At 70.1% G+C, this 16349-nt stretch carries 14 protein-coding genes; 7 read left to right on the top strand and 7 right to left on the bottom strand.

Going from position 1 to position 16349, the window contains the following annotated elements:
• Positions 1 to 35 precede the first annotated feature (35 nt).
• Positions 36 to 1592: an ABC transporter substrate-binding protein gene (locus tag LZ495_RS41070; RefSeq protein ID WP_235058348.1), complete on the top strand. Its 1557-nt coding sequence runs from the start codon at positions 36 to 38 to the stop codon at positions 1590 to 1592.
• Positions 1593 to 1682: 90 nt separating this feature from the next.
• Here LZ495_RS41070 and LZ495_RS41075 read toward each other — a convergent pair whose 3' ends face one another.
• Positions 1683 to 3290: an ABC transporter substrate-binding protein gene (locus tag LZ495_RS41075; RefSeq protein ID WP_235058349.1), complete on the bottom strand. Its 1608-nt coding sequence runs from the start codon at positions 3288 to 3290 to the stop codon at positions 1683 to 1685.
• A gap of 208 nt (positions 3291 to 3498) precedes the next feature.
• A complete protein-coding gene (locus LZ495_RS41080; protein WP_235058350.1) occupies positions 3499 to 5745 on the bottom strand; it encodes a glycoside hydrolase family 3 C-terminal domain-containing protein in 2247 nt (748 codons plus the stop codon).
• A 185-nt stretch (positions 5746 to 5930) separates the two neighbouring features.
• Between LZ495_RS41080 and LZ495_RS41085 the strand changes: the two genes are divergently transcribed.
• Positions 5931 to 6974: a LacI family DNA-binding transcriptional regulator gene (locus LZ495_RS41085; RefSeq protein ID WP_235058351.1), complete on the top strand. Its 1044-nt coding sequence runs from the start codon at positions 5931 to 5933 to the stop codon at positions 6972 to 6974.
• 48 nt (positions 6975 to 7022) lie between these two features.
• Here LZ495_RS41085 and LZ495_RS41090 read toward each other — a convergent pair whose 3' ends face one another.
• Positions 7023 to 8975, bottom strand: a complete 1953-nt coding sequence (locus LZ495_RS41090; RefSeq protein WP_235058352.1) for a flavin-containing monooxygenase — start codon at positions 8973 to 8975, stop codon at positions 7023 to 7025.
• A 323-nt stretch (positions 8976 to 9298) separates the two neighbouring features.
• On the opposite strand from LZ495_RS41090, the gene LZ495_RS41095 reads away from it, so the two are divergent.
• From LZ495_RS41095 to LZ495_RS41110, 4 genes are all read left to right on the top strand, one after another.
• Positions 9299 to 10240, top strand: a complete 942-nt coding sequence (locus LZ495_RS41095; protein WP_235058353.1) for an alpha/beta hydrolase — start codon at positions 9299 to 9301, stop codon at positions 10238 to 10240.
• Positions 10241 to 10324: 84 nt separating this feature from the next.
• Complete coding sequence (locus tag LZ495_RS41100; RefSeq protein WP_235058354.1) at positions 10325 to 10879, top strand: hypothetical protein; 555 nt, start codon at positions 10325 to 10327, stop codon at positions 10877 to 10879.
• Positions 10880 to 10928: 49 nt separating this feature from the next.
• Complete coding sequence (locus LZ495_RS41105) at positions 10929 to 11711, top strand: glucose 1-dehydrogenase (protein ID WP_235058355.1); 783 nt, start codon at positions 10929 to 10931, stop codon at positions 11709 to 11711.
• 96 nt (positions 11712 to 11807) lie between these two features.
• Positions 11808 to 12545, top strand: coding sequence for a TetR/AcrR family transcriptional regulator (locus tag LZ495_RS41110; RefSeq protein ID WP_235058356.1), 738 nt, complete (start codon positions 11808 to 11810; stop codon positions 12543 to 12545).
• A gap of 81 nt (positions 12546 to 12626) precedes the next feature.
• Here the strand turns inward: LZ495_RS41110 and LZ495_RS41115 are convergent, their stop codons facing one another.
• Both LZ495_RS41115 and LZ495_RS41120 read right to left on the bottom strand, forming a co-directional pair.
• Positions 12627 to 13103, bottom strand: coding sequence for a nuclear transport factor 2 family protein (locus LZ495_RS41115; RefSeq protein WP_235058357.1), 477 nt, complete (start codon positions 13101 to 13103; stop codon positions 12627 to 12629).
• Positions 13100 to 14293: an amidohydrolase family protein gene (locus LZ495_RS41120; RefSeq protein WP_235058358.1), complete on the bottom strand. Its 1194-nt coding sequence runs from the start codon at positions 14291 to 14293 to the stop codon at positions 13100 to 13102. Before LZ495_RS41120 ends, LZ495_RS41115 begins: the two co-directional genes overlap by 4 nt.
• A gap of 134 nt (positions 14294 to 14427) precedes the next feature.
• Between LZ495_RS41120 and LZ495_RS41125 the strand changes: the two genes are divergently transcribed.
• Complete coding sequence (locus tag LZ495_RS41125; RefSeq protein ID WP_235058359.1) at positions 14428 to 15060, top strand: TetR/AcrR family transcriptional regulator; 633 nt, start codon at positions 14428 to 14430, stop codon at positions 15058 to 15060.
• A gap of 46 nt (positions 15061 to 15106) precedes the next feature.
• On the opposite strand, the gene LZ495_RS41130 is transcribed toward LZ495_RS41125, so the two are convergent.
• Both LZ495_RS41130 and LZ495_RS41135 read right to left on the bottom strand, forming a co-directional pair.
• Positions 15107 to 16042: an aldo/keto reductase gene (locus tag LZ495_RS41130; RefSeq protein WP_235058360.1), complete on the bottom strand. Its 936-nt coding sequence runs from the start codon at positions 16040 to 16042 to the stop codon at positions 15107 to 15109.
• A 56-nt stretch (positions 16043 to 16098) separates the two neighbouring features.
• The coding region (locus LZ495_RS41135; RefSeq protein WP_443732568.1) for an AMP-binding enzyme at positions 16099 to 16349 on the bottom strand (251 nt) is incomplete at its 5' end.

Raw genomic sequence — 16349 nt, forward strand, 5'->3', positions numbered from 1 at the left:
GTCGCGCCATGGGGTTCGCGCTCAACGGCCGACCGATGAGGGGCCGACGCATCAGCGCACTCCTGGCAGCCTCGACGCTCGTTGCGGTCGGGGCCTGCGGCTCCGGTGGCGGCCGAGCCCCGGACGCCTTCGGTACGCCGCAGCCCGGAGGCGTCCTGCGTCTGGGGATCATCGCCGACCCGCCTGCCCTCGACCCGTTCACCGCCTCCAATTTCGCCATCGCCTGGGGCAACCTGCTCTCCGCGATCTACGACCCGCTCGTCTGGTCCGACCCCAACACCGGCACGGTCCAACCGCACATCGCCGAGAGCCTGGTCTCGGACGCCACAGCAAAGGTGTGGACCCTGACGCTGCGCCCAGGGGTCGAGTTCTCGGACGGCGCGCCGTTCGACGCTGCCGCGGTCAAGGCGAACTGGGAGCTCCACGCGGACCCCAAGACCGGCTCGTCGTACGCGTCCGGCGCCGTCGGGCTTCGCCTCACTGTCGCCGACCCGCTCCATCTCGCGATCGAACTGCCAAGTCCGAACGCCAACTTCGATCGCGCGGTGGCCAGCGGACTGAACTACATCGCATCGCCACGTGCACTCGGCGATCTGGCCGCCTTGCGCGTCGATCCGGTGGGTGCAGGGCCGTTCGTGCTGGCCGCCCGAGAACCGGGCAAGAGCCTGACCCTGCGCCGGAACCCGAGGTACTGGCAGCCCGGGCGGCCCCTTCTCGACGAGATCGATGCCCGCGTGCAGGCACCGGGAACCACCGTTTCCACGGCGATCGATGCGGGCGATGTCGACCTGGGGGAGATCACCGATCCGGCCGTCGCGGACGCCGCCAAGCGCATGGGGCTCGGGACGTTGGGGCTCAACCTGAACGGCGGGCTCATGGTCGTCTTCAACACCCGGCGACCGCCGTTCGACGACCCCGCGGCCCGGCAGGCCGTGGTGGACAGCCTCAGCGCCGGCGAGATCAACGAGCGCTTCCACGAAGGGGCCGGTACGCCCGCGAACGGGATCTTCGACTCTGCCTCTTCGCTGGCGAACCTCCAGTTGAGGCCGCGTGAGAACGACGCCGACCAGGCCCGGCAGGCGTTCGAACGCCTGACCGCCGCGGGAACCCGGCCGCTGGAGTTCTCGTTCATGACGACGGGCAGCACGCCCGGCACCCTGGAGCCCGAGACGCTCTACATGCAGCAGCAAGTCCAGCGCTTTGCCGGCGTGAAGATGCATGCCGAGAGCGTCGACGTGGTGACGCTGACACGGCGGCTGATCACCGGCGACTTCGACATGGCGCTGTCGGCCTTGTGGATGAACGATCCGGAGCCGAGCCTGTTCGACTTCCTGCGCCCGGGAAGCCCGGCGAACATCACCGGATACAGCGATCCCCAGGTCACCGAGGCGATGACCGCGGCACGGCTGAGCACCCGGACCGACCAGCGGTCCGAGGCATACACCAAAGTGCAGGTCCAGTTGAACAAGGATCTGCCGTTCTGGGTCTACCAGGAGGCGGTGAACACGGTCGTGTTCGGCCGCAAGGTGACCGGCATCCAGGTCATGGGCGACGGCGTCGTGCTGTTCGACCGCATCGGCTTCCGCGGTTAGTACTACGCAGCGCGCGTGTGCCGGGGTGCGGGGCCCACCGCAGCAGCGGTGGCCCCGGCACACGCGGACGTCTCGCGGCGGCTGACGCCGTCAGCCCTTGAGGCCGAGCCGGTCCATGAAGACGACGCCGGCGTTGTAGTGCTCGATGCCGGTCACCTTGCTGCTGTGGATCACACCGGTGTCCGACTCGGCGTACGCCCACAGCGGGACGTCGGCGACGATCGCCTTCTGCAGTTCGCCGTAGGCCTGCTTGCGGACCGCCGGATCGGTGCTTGCCCGGCCTGCGGCGAGGGCGGCGTCGGCCTGCGGGTTGTTCCAGCCGCTGAGGTTGAACAGGCTCTGCGACTGCCAGTAGCCGTACAGCATGGGCTCCGGGTCGACCGCCCAGATCTGTGTGAGGGTCGCCTGGTAGTCCCGCTGGACCGCGTACTTGGCGATGTACTGCCCGATCTCCAACGGCTCGATCCGCATCGAGACGTTCTTGAACTCCTTCAAGCGGCTCTGCATGAACTCGGCGACCGCGACGGACGAAGGGTTCTGCGGGACCAGGTAGGAGAAGTCGACCTTCTTGCCCTCCGCGGCCAGTTCGTCGAGCAGCCGCTGTGCCTCGGCCTTGTCCTGGGCCGGCTGGACGACTGCCGGGTCGGCGAACGGGCCGCCTGCGGTGAACACGCTCTTTGCCGGGGTGTACCCGTTATTGAGCGTCTTCGGGATCTCGGCCGGGTCCAACGCCAGCGTGATCGCCTTGCGGGCGCGGACGTCGTCGAACGGCGCCTTGCGGAGGTTGAACTGCACGATCTGGCCGCCGTCGGTCTTGAACGGAGCCAGGTTCAGCTCCTTGCCGGCCTGTTCGAGGACGCGGCCGTCGGAGCTGATGAACAGGTCCGCCTGCCCGGACTTGACGGTGTTGTACTGCTGCTTGATGTCCGGGATGCTCTTGATCGACAGCTGGTCGAGCTTGGGCAGGCCCTTGTCCTTCTGCCAGTAGTTCGGATTGCGCGTGAAGGTCTGCTCGGATCCCCGTACCCAGTTCGAGAGCACGAACGGACCCGCGCCGATCGGCTCGGAGCCGTACTTTTCCGGCCCCTTCGCGATGGCGGACGGCGCCATGATGTACGTCAGTTCGGTTGCGATCGCACGGTCGAGGTTGGGGTTGGGCGCGCCGACCGGGGTGAGCTTCACGGTCGTGCTGTCCACGACCTCGGTCTTGATCCCGATGGCGACGGCGATGTGCACGGAACGGGTCGCCGGGTTCGCGTGCGTGTCGTAATTGGCCTTGACCGCCGCGGCGTCGAACGGGGTGCCGTCGCTGAAGACGACGCCCGGCCGCAGCTTCATGGTCCAGGTCGCACCGTTGTCGGCGGTGGTCAGCGACTCGCCGAGGTGCGGAGCGACCGACCGGGTCTTGGTGTCGAGGTAGAAGAGCGGGTCGTACAAGGCCGCCATGCGCGGCTCGTCCGCCAAGGCGACGTTGGACACGCGGAAGGGGTCGAGGGTCGCCGAATCCTGGACGGCCAGCATCGTCATCTTGCCGCCGGACTTCGCCGGGGCGGAAGCGTCGCCGCCGCCCTTGCCGGTGCTGCCGCCCCCGCAGGCGCCGGCGGTCAGGGCCAGTGCGGCCACCAGGCCGGCCGCGGCGAAGGCGCGCATCGGGGTGCGCCGGTGGGATGTGCTCGGTGCCATGGGTCTTGCTGCCACGCGCGGTGCCTCCTGAAAACGGGTGGGTGCAGCCGGAGGGGACGCCTCGACGGCGATGCCGTGCAGTCGCGGCACGGGGTGAGACATATTTAACGTAAGGCATACGCATTTACTAGAGGCCCTTGCCGACCGGCGCCGGAAACGACGGGTGCCCGGCGGCTCCTCGTCATGCGAGGAGCCGCCGGGCACCAGGAAGGGGCAGGCGGTATCAGCCTTCGTGTGACAGGGCGACCAGGTCGTCGAGGTGCTCGGTGGTGACGAGGTGGCCGACGAAGCCGACGAACTGGCGCATGGGCATGGAGTCGACCATGCGCATCATGCGGGCGTTCTCCTCGGCTTCCTCGGGGCTCAGTTCGGGCATGCCCTGGCTCAGCTTGTCCAGAAGCTTCGGGCCTATGACCGGGTGTGTGAACCAGTCGTTGACCGTCGAGTCCAGGGACAGCGGCTGGGTGATGACGTCCCCGGCAAGCGTGAGCGTGGTCTCGGCGACGATGTCCGCGGCGTCGCGGCCGACCTGGACACGGTACTCGCCGCCGGCGACGACCCAGCCTCCCCGGACGATGTCGTAGTAGGCGAAAGCCCTTCGGTCGAGGCTCAGTTCGACGGTCCGCGACTCCCCGGGCCGCAGAGCGACCTTGGTGAACGCGCGCAGTTCCCGGGTGGGTCGGCGCACGGGGCCGGCGGTCGTGGCGACATAGACCTGCACGACGTGCTTTCCGGGACGCCCGCCGGTGTTGGCCACGGTGACGGACACGGTCGCGGTGTCGTCACCGGCGAGCACCGCGGAGACGTCGCGGGTCTCGAACGTGGTGTAGCTCAGGCCGTGCCCGAACGGGTAGCGGACCGGCAGATCGATGCTGTTGTAGTGCCGGTAGCCGACCATCACGCCCTCCCCGTAGCGCACTTGCAGGTTCTCGCCGGGGAAGTTCAGGTAGCTCGGATTGTCCTGCAGGCGCACCGGGATGGTCTCGGCGAGATGCCCGGACGGGTTCGCAGCGCCGAACAGGATGTCAGCGATGGCTTCACCGCCGGCCTGCCCCAGCAGCCAGCCCTCGACGATGGCATCGACGTCGTCGTGCCAGCCCTCGAGGGAGATCACGCCGCCGTTGGACAGGACGACCACCGTACGTGCTGCGACGGCAGCGACCGCGCGGATGACGTCCACCTGGGCGGAGGGCAGATCGAGGGTCTCGCGGTCGAAGCCCTCGGATTCGTCGCGTTCGGCCAGGCCCGCGAACACCACGGCGACCTCGGCCTTCCGCGCCGCGTCGACCGCCTCGGTGAGCAGTGCCTCGGCATCCGCGGACGCGTCGAGGGCGAAGCCGCGGGCGTAGGAGACGGCACGGCCCTCATCCGCGGCGAGGGAGCGAATGGCGTCCACGGCAGCAGGCTTGCGGGTGGCGTTGATGTGCGAGCTGCCGCCGCCCTGGAACCGCGATGCCGCAGCGAACTCCCCGATTACGGCGATGCGTGTGTCCAGGGCGAGCGGGAGTACTCCGCCGTCGTTCTTGAGCAGGACCACGCACTCCGCGGCGAGTTCCCGGGCCAGGGCGTGATGCTCCTCTTCGTCCTCCTCGAGGCCGTTCGTCGCGTCGGCGACCAGGTCGGTCAAGGCGACTACGCGGCCCACTGCCCGGTCCACGGCCGCCTCGTCCAGGGACCCGTCGCGGACCGCCTCGACGATCTTGGCCGGTCCGGTGCCGTCGTCGGCCGGCATGGCCAGGTCCAGGCCCGCGGCCAACGCCGCCACCCGGTCGCCGACCGCACCCCAGTCGGACACCACCAGGCCCTGGAAGCCCCACTCGTCGCGCAGCACTTCGGTCAGCAGCCACCGGTTCTCGGAGGCCGGCACGCCGTTGATCCGGTTGTAGGCGCACATCACGGTCGCGGGCCGGGCCTCGGTGACGACGCGCTCGAAGGCGGGGAAGTAGATCTCGCGCAGCGCGCGTTCGTCCACGTCGGCGCTGACCCGCATGCGTTCGTGTTCCTGGTTGTTGGCCGCGAAGTGCTTGACCGAGGCGCCGACGCCCCCGGCCTGCATGGCCTTCACGTGGGCTGCGGCCAGGACGCCGGACAGCAGCGGGTCCTCGGAGTAGTACTCGAAGTTCCGGCCGCAGAGCGGAGAGCGCTTGATGTTGACGCCCGGGCCGAGCACGACGTGGATGCCGTACGCCCGGGCCTCGCGCGCGACGGCCGCACCGACCCGGGCGGCGACCTCGGGATCCCAGCTGGAGCCGACGGCGACTGCCGGCGGGAAGCAGGTGGCCGGGAGGCTGTTGTTCACGCCCAGGTGGTCTGCCGCGGCGTCCGGCGGCCGGACACCGTGCGGTCCGTCGACCAGCACGATCGACGGGATGCCCGCGTGCTCGATGGGCCGGGTCGTGCTGAAGTCCCGGCCGGTGAGCAGTGCGGCCTTCTCTTCGAGGCTGAGGGATTCGGGAGTGGCGTCGGGCACCAGGGGTCCTTTCGAGGCGGGCGGCAGCCTTGCGCCCGGCAAGGCCCGAAGCGGCGCGATCGGCCGGGCGTCACCCGGCGCCGGGTGCTTTCCAGCACAAGCTAGCGCGCGCTAGTACATGGTGCGACGTACGTTATGCTGCGGAACTAGCACGCGCAAGCAGCTCAGCAGAACAAGGGGGATCCGTGCCCAAACCGGCACCGGCACGCCGGGTCACCGCGGCGGACATCGCCCAGGCCGTCGGCGTCTCCCGCGCCACGGTCGGCTTCGTGCTGAACAACACCCCGGGCCAGACGATCTCCGAAGGCACGCGGACCCGGGTCCGCGAAGCGGCCGCCCGGCTCGGCTACCGCCCGAACAAGGCCGCGACCGCGCTGGCCGGCGGTCGCAGCCGGATCGTGCTCCTGATGCTGCCGGACTGGCCCGCCGACTTCAGCATGCGCACCTACCTCGAGGAGGCGTCCCGCGCGCTGGACGAAGCGGGGTACTCGCTGGTGACGCAGACCCACTCGGCCGCCCGCATGGCCCGCCCGCTCTGGGAGGCGCTGAACCCTGATGTCGTGGTCGGCTGGGCCCGCTTCGAGGACCAGGACGTCGCGTCCATGCGGGCGGCCGGCATCACCCGCATCGTGCCGGGCCCGGACGCGCAGGTCCCGCTCGACGAGGCTCCCGGTGTCGGCGACGGAGCACGCCTGCAAGTGGACCACCTGTACGACCTGGGCCACCGCCGACTCGCCTTCGCGGCAGCGGCAGACCCCCGCATCGCCGACCTGGTGGGGGCACGGGCGTCGGCCGCGCAGGACCGGGCCGTCATCCGCGGCGCCGAACTGCGGGACGTGCGCGCGGTGGGGGACGCGGCCTGCTCGGCGGCCGAGGCGGTGCGCGCGTGGCATGAGGCCGGGGTCACCGGGATCGTCGCGTACAACGACGAAGTCGCCGCGGCCCTGGTGGGCGCGGCGGTCCGGGCCGGCCTCCGGGTCCCGCAGGACCTGGCGGTGATCGGACACGACGACAGCCCGCTGGCGGCGCTGTTCGTGCCGTCGCTGTCGAGCGTGCGCATGGACGCGGTGCGGGCCGGCCGATTCCTTGCCGAGGTGGCCTTGCGGGAAGCGGAGGGCCGGCCCCTGTCGCCGCTGCGCTACGAGCCCGACACGCGCCTGGTCGTCCGCGAGTCCACGGCCGCCGGTGCCGCCGCGGGGATCGACGAAGCCGGTGCGGACGACGCCTGACGCACGCCGGGGCGGCGCGGCGCACGGGCCGCGCCACCCCGGGACGGGTCAGCCGAGGATGTGGTCCGCCGGGTCCGGCGAGCGCAGCATCGTCCAGTAGTCGACGAGCCGCCACGGATTGGAGACGACCACGCGGCCCTTGCTGTTCTGGTAGTAGCTGCGCACGCTCGGATGGCTCCACACACGCTGCTCCAAGGCCTTCTCGACCTGGTCGTTGTAGGCGTCGTGGACGTCCTGCCGCGGCTCTATCGCCCGGGCACCGTGCGTGTGCAGCAGCGCGAGGCACTGCAGAACGTAGTGCACCTGCGTCTCGGCGGTGATGTTGACGCCCGCGCCGTGGTTCGGCGCGCTGTTCGGCCCGCCGAGGACGAAGAGGTTGGGGAAGCCGGGGACGGTCAGGCCCAGGTGTGCGCGGGGGTCGTCCACGCCCCACACGTCGGTGAGGGCGACACCGGAACGGCCGGTGATCTCGATGCCGTCCAGCATCGGCAGCACCTTGTAGCCGGTCGCCAGAATGAGGACGTCGGCCGCGGTCTCCTTGCCGTCGGCGGTCACCACGCCGCCGGGGACCACGCGTTCGATGGGCGAGGTGACGAGGTCGACGTGGTCGCGGCGCAGCATCCGGTACCAGTTGCTGTCCCGCAGGATGCGCTTGCCGAACGGCGGGTACGCGGGGATCACCCGCGCGAGCAGGTCGGGGCGATCGGCCAACTCCTCTTGTGCGTAGTCGAGAAGCCACTGGCGCATCTTCTCGCTGGGTTCGGAGACCGAGCCCGGCGTCGTCCAGTCCGGGTCGATCACGACGCGCACGAAGTTGCCGTCGGAGGCGAACCAGTAGGTGAAGAAGCGGAACCACTCGCCGTAGTAGGGCACGTGCCGCATTGCCCACAGCGCGCCGTCCGGGACGGTCAGGTCCTCCTTGCGACGCGGCATGACCCAGGAGGGGGTGCGCTGGAAGACGGCGAGTTCGGCCACCTCGTCGACGATCGCCGGTCCGGCCTGCATGGCGCTGGCGCCGGTGCCGATCATGGCGACGCGCTTGCCGGACAAGTCGACGTCGGGGTCCCAGTCGGCGGTGTGCAGTGCGGGGCCGGCGAAGTCCGCGAGGCCGGGAATGTCGGGCCGTACCGAGCCCTGGAAGAAGCCCATCGCGGTCACCACGGCGTCGGCCCATTCGGTGGCCTCGCGGCCGTCAGGACCGCGGGTGGTGATCCGCCAGCGTGTGGAGGCTTCGTCGTAGGCGCAGGAGAGCACTTCGGTCTCGAAGCTGGTGTGGTCGCGCAGCCCGTGGCCGTCGGCGCAGCGCCGCAGGTAGTCCAGGACGTAGGCGCCCTTGGAATAGAACTCCGGCCAGTCCGAGGTGATCTCGAACGAGTACGAGTAGAAGTGGCTCGGTGTGTCGACGCCGACGCCCGGATAGACGTTGGTGAGCCAGGTGCCGCCGACGTCCTTGTTGCGGTCGTAGATGCGGTAGCTGTAGCCGGCCTCGGCGAGTTTGATGCCCGCGCAGATGCCCGACAGGCCCGCGCCGATCACCGCGACATGGAAGCCGTCCGGCGGCTGCGGCTTTTCGGGGGTGGGGAGTTCGGGGGCACCAGGCAGCCGGTCGAAGCCGCACTGCTCGAGAAGCAGAGGCACGAACTCCGCGTCGACAGGTTCACGCACGTATGCGGTCGCCATCTGCTGGAACAGCCCGACCGTCATCGGCGCCGGGTCGGGTACGAAGGCCGGGTCGGTCAGCACCACGCTCAACAGGTCGCGGATCTCGTCCGCCTCGGCTTCGGCCCCGGTCTCGGCGTTCGCCGGATCGCACACGGCCGCGAAGCGCTCCAGATGGCCGGCATCGCGGGTCAGCATCGTCAGCGACATGAGCAGGGTGCGGGCGTCGGCGTCGGCCAGCCTTGCGCGGACGGCCGCGCTGTCGAGCCCGGCGCCGGCAAGGGGAAGGTCGTCCGGCGTGGGGCGGCGGTACACAGGCGTCCGCCGGGGCGATGCGGTCATGGCTTCTCTCTCCGTAGGGCGGCGGGAGCAAGGGCGGAGGCGCACGCCGAGTGGCACGGAGGCGGCCCTTCCGGGACGGGTGACCAGCTGCGGCATGCGCAAGCTCGGTAGACACTCCATCTAGTGAATGAATGATGCATGCAGTCTTGGCGACTGTCCAGGATGAATGCGGGTCATCGTTTCGCGCACTGGAAGTCCACGCGGTTTGGGTGCATGATCTGGCTCTTGGATAGACAGACTGTCCATCCTCACCGTCCGCTCGGCGATACCTGCGAGGCACGTCACGAGCTGCCCGCCACCGGAGGCCATAGATGAAGCCGCACATGCACGAGTTCGACCTCATCCCGGAGTTGGCGGCCATCATGGCGGCCATCCCGCCCCTGCCGGTCATCTCGCGTGAGACCGTCGCCGCCGTCCGGGAGCGGGTCACCGCCGCGGCAGCGCGGCAGCCGCGACCCGACGTGCATGCCGTCGAGGACCGCACGGCGCCCGGGCCGGCCGGTGATGTACCCGTCCGGATCTACCGTCCGCTGGACGCGTCCGGGCTTCCGGTCCTGGTCTTCGCACACGGGGGCGGCTGGTCGATCTGCGGCATCGAGACCCACGACGGTCTGTGCCGCGAGATCGCCAACCGCAGCGGCTGCGTGGTGGTCTCGGTCGAGTACCGGCTGGCCCCGGAGCACGTGTTCCCGGCCGCCGCCGAGGACTTCTATGCGGCCGCTGCCTGGGTGGCCGAGAACGCCCGCGATTTCGGCGGCGACCCCGGTCGGGTCGCGGTGGGAGGCGACAGCGCCGGCGCGAACCTGGCCGCCGTCGCCGCCCTGATGGGACGCGACCGCGGCGGCCCCCGGTTCGCCTTCCAACTGCTGGCCTATCCAGGGCTCGACGCCCTCTCCGAGCGGCCGTCCACCGTGGAGAACGGCAGCGCGCCCATGCTCGACCGCGAGACGTCGCAGTCGATGTGGCGCGCCTACGCCGGGGACGCCGACCTGCGGAACCCCTACCTCTCGCCGCTGCACGCCGACGACCTCACCGGGCTTCCCCCCGGGATCGTCGTCACCGCGCAGTACGACATGGGACGCGACGACGCCCACGCCTACGCCGAGGCGGTCGGCAAGGCCGGCGGCGCGGTCGAGGTGCTCGAGGTGCAGGGGGCGGTGCACGGATTCCTCTCGTACTACGCGCAGGTCCCCGCGGCCTCGGCCGCACTGGACCACGCCCTGTCGGCCCTTCGGGCGGCGGTGGCTGCCGAGGGTGTCGCCTGACGCATCGCTTTGATAAGTGTAAGGCATACGTAAAATCCGGCCCGGCCTTCCGCCTGCAAGCCACCCGCCCGTGGAGGTAATCGAATGGCTGCCCCCGACCCGGCCACGCGCCGCATCACCCACGCCGAACTCGTCCATCGCCCCGGCGAGCGCGCCCTGGCCGCACGGGTCTTCGAACTCCTCGGGTGCCGCGTCAAGGACCGGGGCGGGCACTGGTTCACCGCCTTCGTCGACCCGGCCGTCGAGGACTACACCACCAACACGCTGTACGCGTCCGAAGTCACCCCGGGGCAATGGGCTTTCGAGCAGACGCTCGCCGGACGGCTCACCGGCGACCTGGCCGCTACTGCCGACGTCTGGACCGCACACGTGCGTGCCAATCCGCAGTACTCATTCCACTTCGGCATGCGCCTCCCCACCCGGGAAGCCCTTGAACAGGCCATCGTCGACATCGAAGCCGCGGCAAAGAGCGACCCCGAACTTGCCGGACGCATCAGCATCTCCGGCGTCTACCGGCCAGAGGACCCCGGCGCTGCCACCGACACGATGATGCAGGTCTTCGTGCACACCGACGTCCTCGCCTGCGGACTGCTCACCTTCGGCCAGCACATCGAGCTGCAGTGGCACGTCCCCCGCTAGCTGCGGCGATCACGCGGCACGCACCCCCACACTTCCAAGGAGCAACCCCATGTACGACCTCGACGGCACCGTCGCTCTCATCACCGGTGCCGCACAGGGGCAAGGCGCAGCCGAGGCACGCATGTTCGCCCGCTGCGGCGCGCGGGTGCTGCTGACCGACGTCCAGGAGGACGCCGTGGCGGCCGTCGCCGCCGAGCTCGGCGATGCGGCAGCCTGGATCCGCCACGACGTCAGCGACGAGAAGGACTGGGCCGCCGCGGTCGATACGGCACTGGCCCGGTTCGGGCGGCTCGACGCCCTGGTCAACAACGCAGCCGCCATGCGCCTCGTAGCCGTCGAGGACGAATCGGCGGAGGCCTTCCGCCGCATCCTCGACATCAACCTGGTCGGCGCGTTCCTGGGCATACGCGCAGCCGCTCCCGTGATGCGCGAGGCCGGGGGAGGCGCGATCGTCAACGTCGCCTCGGCCAGCGGCATGCAGGGCCAGGCCTGGGCCGCGGCCTACTCGGCGAGCAAGTGGGGCATCCGCGGGCTGACCCGGACCGCCGCCATCGAGCTCGGCCCGGCCGGCATCCGCGTCAACGCGCTGGTCCCCGGGCCGATCCGCACCGCGATGCTGCCGGGCGACCGCAGCGGAACCGAGGCCGACACCCGGTTCGCACGCCTGCCCCTGGGCCGCGCCGGGGACGTCGACGAGGTGGCCCACATGGCAGCCTTCCTGGCCTCGCCGGGCGCGTCGTACCTCACCGGCGCCGACTACGTGGTCGACGGCGGCCTGCTGGCCGGCCCGGTGGCCGCACCGCGACCGGACGCACCCATGCTCTTCCACTGACACCCCGACCCCTGCCTGCGGCGAACCTGCAGGCAGGGTGCGTAACCTTGAGCCACACCCCGCCGGAGCCGGCGGGGCGCGGTGAAAGGGACGTGGATGCCTCAGGAGACCGGTGGCGCGCGGGGGCGCGGTCGCCCCCCGCGCCTGTCCCGCGACCAGATCATCGACGGGGCCGTCGCGCTGGTCTACGCGGACCCGGCCACCCCGCTGACCATCAAGCGGGTATCGGAAGCCGTGAACTCCGCGCCCATGGCGCTCTACCGGTACTTCCCGGACCGCGACGACCTCCTGCACGCGGTCGCCGACCGGGTCGCGGCCGACATGCGGTTCGACCGGCCGGCCGGCGCGACGTGGCAGGAGCAGCTGCGCCAGTGGATGCTGCTGAGCCTGGACCACCTGCAGCCCTACCCGCAGCTGCTGCCTTACATCGCGTCGACCCGCAAGCCCGCATGGCTGCCGTCGTTCATCGTGCTCACCGAGATCCTCCAGCCGCTCGGCCTCGATGACGAAGACGTCGCGCTCGCGGTCGCGCTCATCGGCACGACCATCGTCGGACACGCCACACTGGCCGCCCAGCGCCGCCCCGTCGGAGAGATGCTCCCGACCCTTCACGAGGCGCTGCGCGCCGAGACGCCGGCCGACCAACAACGCGTCGCTCCGGTCCTCGACCAACTGCCCAACGCCTTCACGCGCCTGTACGACGTGGTGATCGACAACACGATCGCTGCGATCGAGGCACTGGCCGGCAAGTCCCCGGCGCGGCGCAGCCGGTCGAAGCCGGCCGCCCGCAAAGCGCCCTTGTCCCCGATATTCAGCAACTCCTCGCCGTCGTAGCCGCTTCGGATACGGCACAGGCCCGGGCGGCATGTCGGCGGAGGTGACGTGCCGCCCGGGCGGTTCAGGCGAGCCGAAGCATCAGCTCAGGTCGGGCGGCACGATCGGCCGGTCCATCGTGAACTCGCGCCGGTGGATACGCCAGCCGACCGGAGTCCGGGTGACATGGTCGACGAAGCGGCCGGTGGTGTTGACCGTCCCACCGCCCTCGGCCCCCATCCGCAGCATGCCGATCAGGTAGTAGCGGACCGTGGCGCCGGTCGGCGTCGGTTCGATCCACATGTTGGCGACGAGATGCCAGGCGTGCCCCGACGTCCAGGCCGCCGTGTCGCGGGCATGCCGGATCTGCGCCTCAAGGCCTTGGTATTCGCCGATGCCGATCAGCTCGGTGACCACGTCCTCGGTGAACAACTCGGCGAATCGTTCGTACTCGGCATAGTCGGAGTGGTGGCAGAACCGGGCCGGAAGCTCGGCGATCGCCTGGCGGTCTGCCGCGGACAGCGAAGGCCATGCATCGGAGGAATCGGCGGACTCGGTGGTCGCGGTGGGGGCCGTCATGCCGCTGCCACCGGAGCGGGCAGCGGGTCGCCCATGCGTGCGTACGCCTCGGCCATGCTGCCGCCGATGAAGCGTTCCCAATCGCCGGTGCCGGCGTCGGCCAGTTCGCCGCGCCAGAACTCGACCGGCGCCAGGTTCCCCTCGAAGTGCGGCATGTCGGAGGAGAAGACGGCGACACCCGGCAGGTTCTCGAACAGCCGGACCGGGGACTGGGCGGCTTGGGGGAGTGGGCTGATGCGGACGTTGCGCATGATGTATTCGCTCGGTTTGAGAGGGAGTTCGTAGGGTCCGAGCAAGGCGGCGGAGCCTGGTGCGGCCCGCCCGTCCATGTTCGCCACCGCGAACTCCAGCCAGTCGATCCCTGTCTCGCAGAGCAGCAGGGTCAGGTTCGGGTGACGCTCGAAGACCCCGCCGAACACCAGCGCGTTCAGGTAGACCTGGGCGGCCTGGAACGACTGGCTGGTGCTCATCCGGGTGATCAGCGCCGGGTCGGACGTGTTGGCGTAGGCGGGGTGGTAGCGGGGCGGCATGAGGCCCACGTGCAGCACCGCCACCATGCCCAGGTCCGTCGCGGCGGACCAGACCTTGTCGAACTCCGGGTGGTAGGGCGGGATGTTGTTGCTGAACTCGGTCGTGACATGGAAGGCCCGGCTGCCGCGAGCACGCATACGCGCCATCTCGCCGACCACCCAGTCCAGGTCGTCGAAGTGCGTGACGGTGACCGGCAGCAGCCGCTCGCGGTGGCCCGACATCGCGTCGCTGAGGCAGGTGTTGAGAGCCTCGGCTGTCTCGCGGGCCAGGCCGGGGTCCTCGAGACAGCGCATCAGGGTGTAGCCGGCCCCGGTGATGACGTTCTGCGCGTCGATGCCTTGGGCGTCCAAGGTGGCGACCCGCGCATCGGCGTCCACGGACGGGTGCTGGCAGTGGCCGTCGATGGTGGCCGGCCCGCTCTCCGGGTACATCGCCCGGAGGAACGGCGTCACCAGCCGGTCCAGCGGGACCCGCTCGGACCGCGGAGCCATCGGACGGATGCCGTCGGAGACGAAGTAGGCGAACTGCTCCGGGCCGCGCAGCGCGAACTCCGGTTCGTGCTGCGGAAAGAGCTCGGGGATCCTCGCCTTGAGCGCGGGGAAGGCGTCCAGCCAGTCCGACGGCGGTTCGAAGTGGGAGTCGACGTCGTAGACGTACACGGCACATCCTTCCGGAAGCACAATTAAACGTTGCCGTTACGCTAAATCGAGGATGCGGCAAATGGAAGACATAGTGACCAGTGAGTGGACGCATATCGCCCCACCGTCAGGGACCGGCCGCTAGGCTGGGCGGCATGTCTGCCACCACTCGCCGGTCGTCCGGCTCCGCGGACCGCGCGTCGGCTCCGGACCTGCGGGCCCAGCAGAAGCAGTACACGCGGGAGCGACTCCTCGCGGCGGCCTGCGACTCCTTCGAGGCCAAGGGGTACGACGCGACCACCGTCGACGACATCGTCGCCGCGGCCGGCGCCGCACGCGCCACGTTCTACCTGCACTTCACCGGCAAGGCCGACATCGTCACCCTGCTCGCCGACCGCATCTGGACGACCACCGGCGCGCGGTTCGCCGCCTTCGGCGAACTCCCCGACTGGTCGCACGCGACCATCCGCGCCTGGCTGGAGGAGTACGTCACCGGCGGCCTGGAGAACAAGCAGGCGCTGCGCATGTTCGCCGACCAACTGCCGCACACGCTGCGCGAGCAGCACCAAGAGCACCTGAAGGTCTTCGTGGCCTCGCTGCTGCAGCCGCCGGAGCGCTGGGCGCACTTCTCCAAGCCCGAGGCCCGGCGCCGCGCGTACCTGCTGATCACCCAGCTGGAGACGTTCATGCCGTCGTGGATGGCCGGACGGTGGGTACGCGAACGGTCCGCAATGCTCGACACCCTGGCGTCCGTGTGGTGCAACACGCTCGAGGCTGATCGCCGGTGAGGTCGAGCGCGAGCCGCCCCTCCCCGGCCGAGGCGGCCCGCGCGGTTCAGGAGGCGGACACCGCCGCTTCGATGTCCGCGAGCAGGTCCGGCGTCAAGACGGACAGTGCCTCGGCGTTGGAGGTCACCTGCTCCGCGGACGTCGCGCCGACCAGCACCGAAGGCACCGACGGCTGAGCGGCAAGCCAGGACAGTGCCACCCCGACCAGACTCAGACCGGCCTTGTCCGCTACCGCGCGAAGCCGTTCGACCGCCGCGAAGTTCGCCTCGGTCGCCACCGACGCGAAGTACGGCAAGGCGGCGAGCCGGGAGCCCTCGGGGTAGTCGGCGCCCTGCCGGTACTTGCCGGTGAGGAGCCCGGACGCCAGAGGGAAGTACGGGATCACGCCAACGCCGAAACGCTCGGCTGCCGGTACGAGTTCGCGCTCTGCGCCGCGGGTGAGCAGATTCCACTCCGCCTGCACGGCGACGAACTGGGCCACCCCGTCGCGGCGGGCCGTGTGTGCAGCGTCGGCCAGCTGCCATGCCGCCAGGTTGGACGCCGCCACGTAGCGCACCTTGCCGGCCCGGACGAGTTCGTCCAGCGCGGCCAGTGTCTCTTCGACCGGTGTCTCGGGATCGGGGTAGTGCTGGTAGTAGAGGTCGATGTGGTCGGTCCCCAGCCGCTGGAGGCTGGCCTCGCAGGCTCGGATGATGTACCGGCGCGATGAGCCCCCGCCGTACGGGCCGGGCACCATCGGTGCTCCGAACTTCGACGCGATCACCACCTCGTCCCGGCGTGCGCCGAGGGCCTTGCCAAGGATCTCCTCGGACTTGCCCTTGGCGTAGATGTCGGCGGTGTCGAAGAGAGTGATCCCGGCGTCCAGGGCGGTGCCGACCACCGCGTCGGCGGCGCTCTGGTCGATCTTCATGCCGAAGTTGTTGCAGCCGAGGCCGAGGGACGACACCTTCAGGCCGGATCGGCCGACGTTCGAGTACTGCACGCGTGCTCCTTGCTCGTGGGTGATGCCTTCGGCCGGGTCGGCGAGTCGGCGAGCCGCTACCCGTCGGCCAAGTGCGCGTAGGCGTCGCGCAGTTCGCGTTTGAGGATTTTGCCGCTGGGGTTCTTGGGTAGGGCTTCGGTGATCACGACGTATTTGGGGATCTTGAACCCGGCGAGGTGTTCGCGGCAGTGCGCGGTGATCTCGTCGGGTTCGATCTTCTCGCCGGGCTTGGGGACGACGACGGCGGTGACGGCTTCGATCCAGTACGGGTGGGTGATCCCGAAGACGGCTGCCTCGGCGACGGCGG

The sequence above is a fragment of the Yinghuangia soli genome, from assembly GCF_021502675.1.
GTDB classification, from domain to species: domain Bacteria; phylum Actinomycetota; class Actinomycetes; order Streptomycetales; family Streptomycetaceae; genus Yinghuangia; species Yinghuangia soli.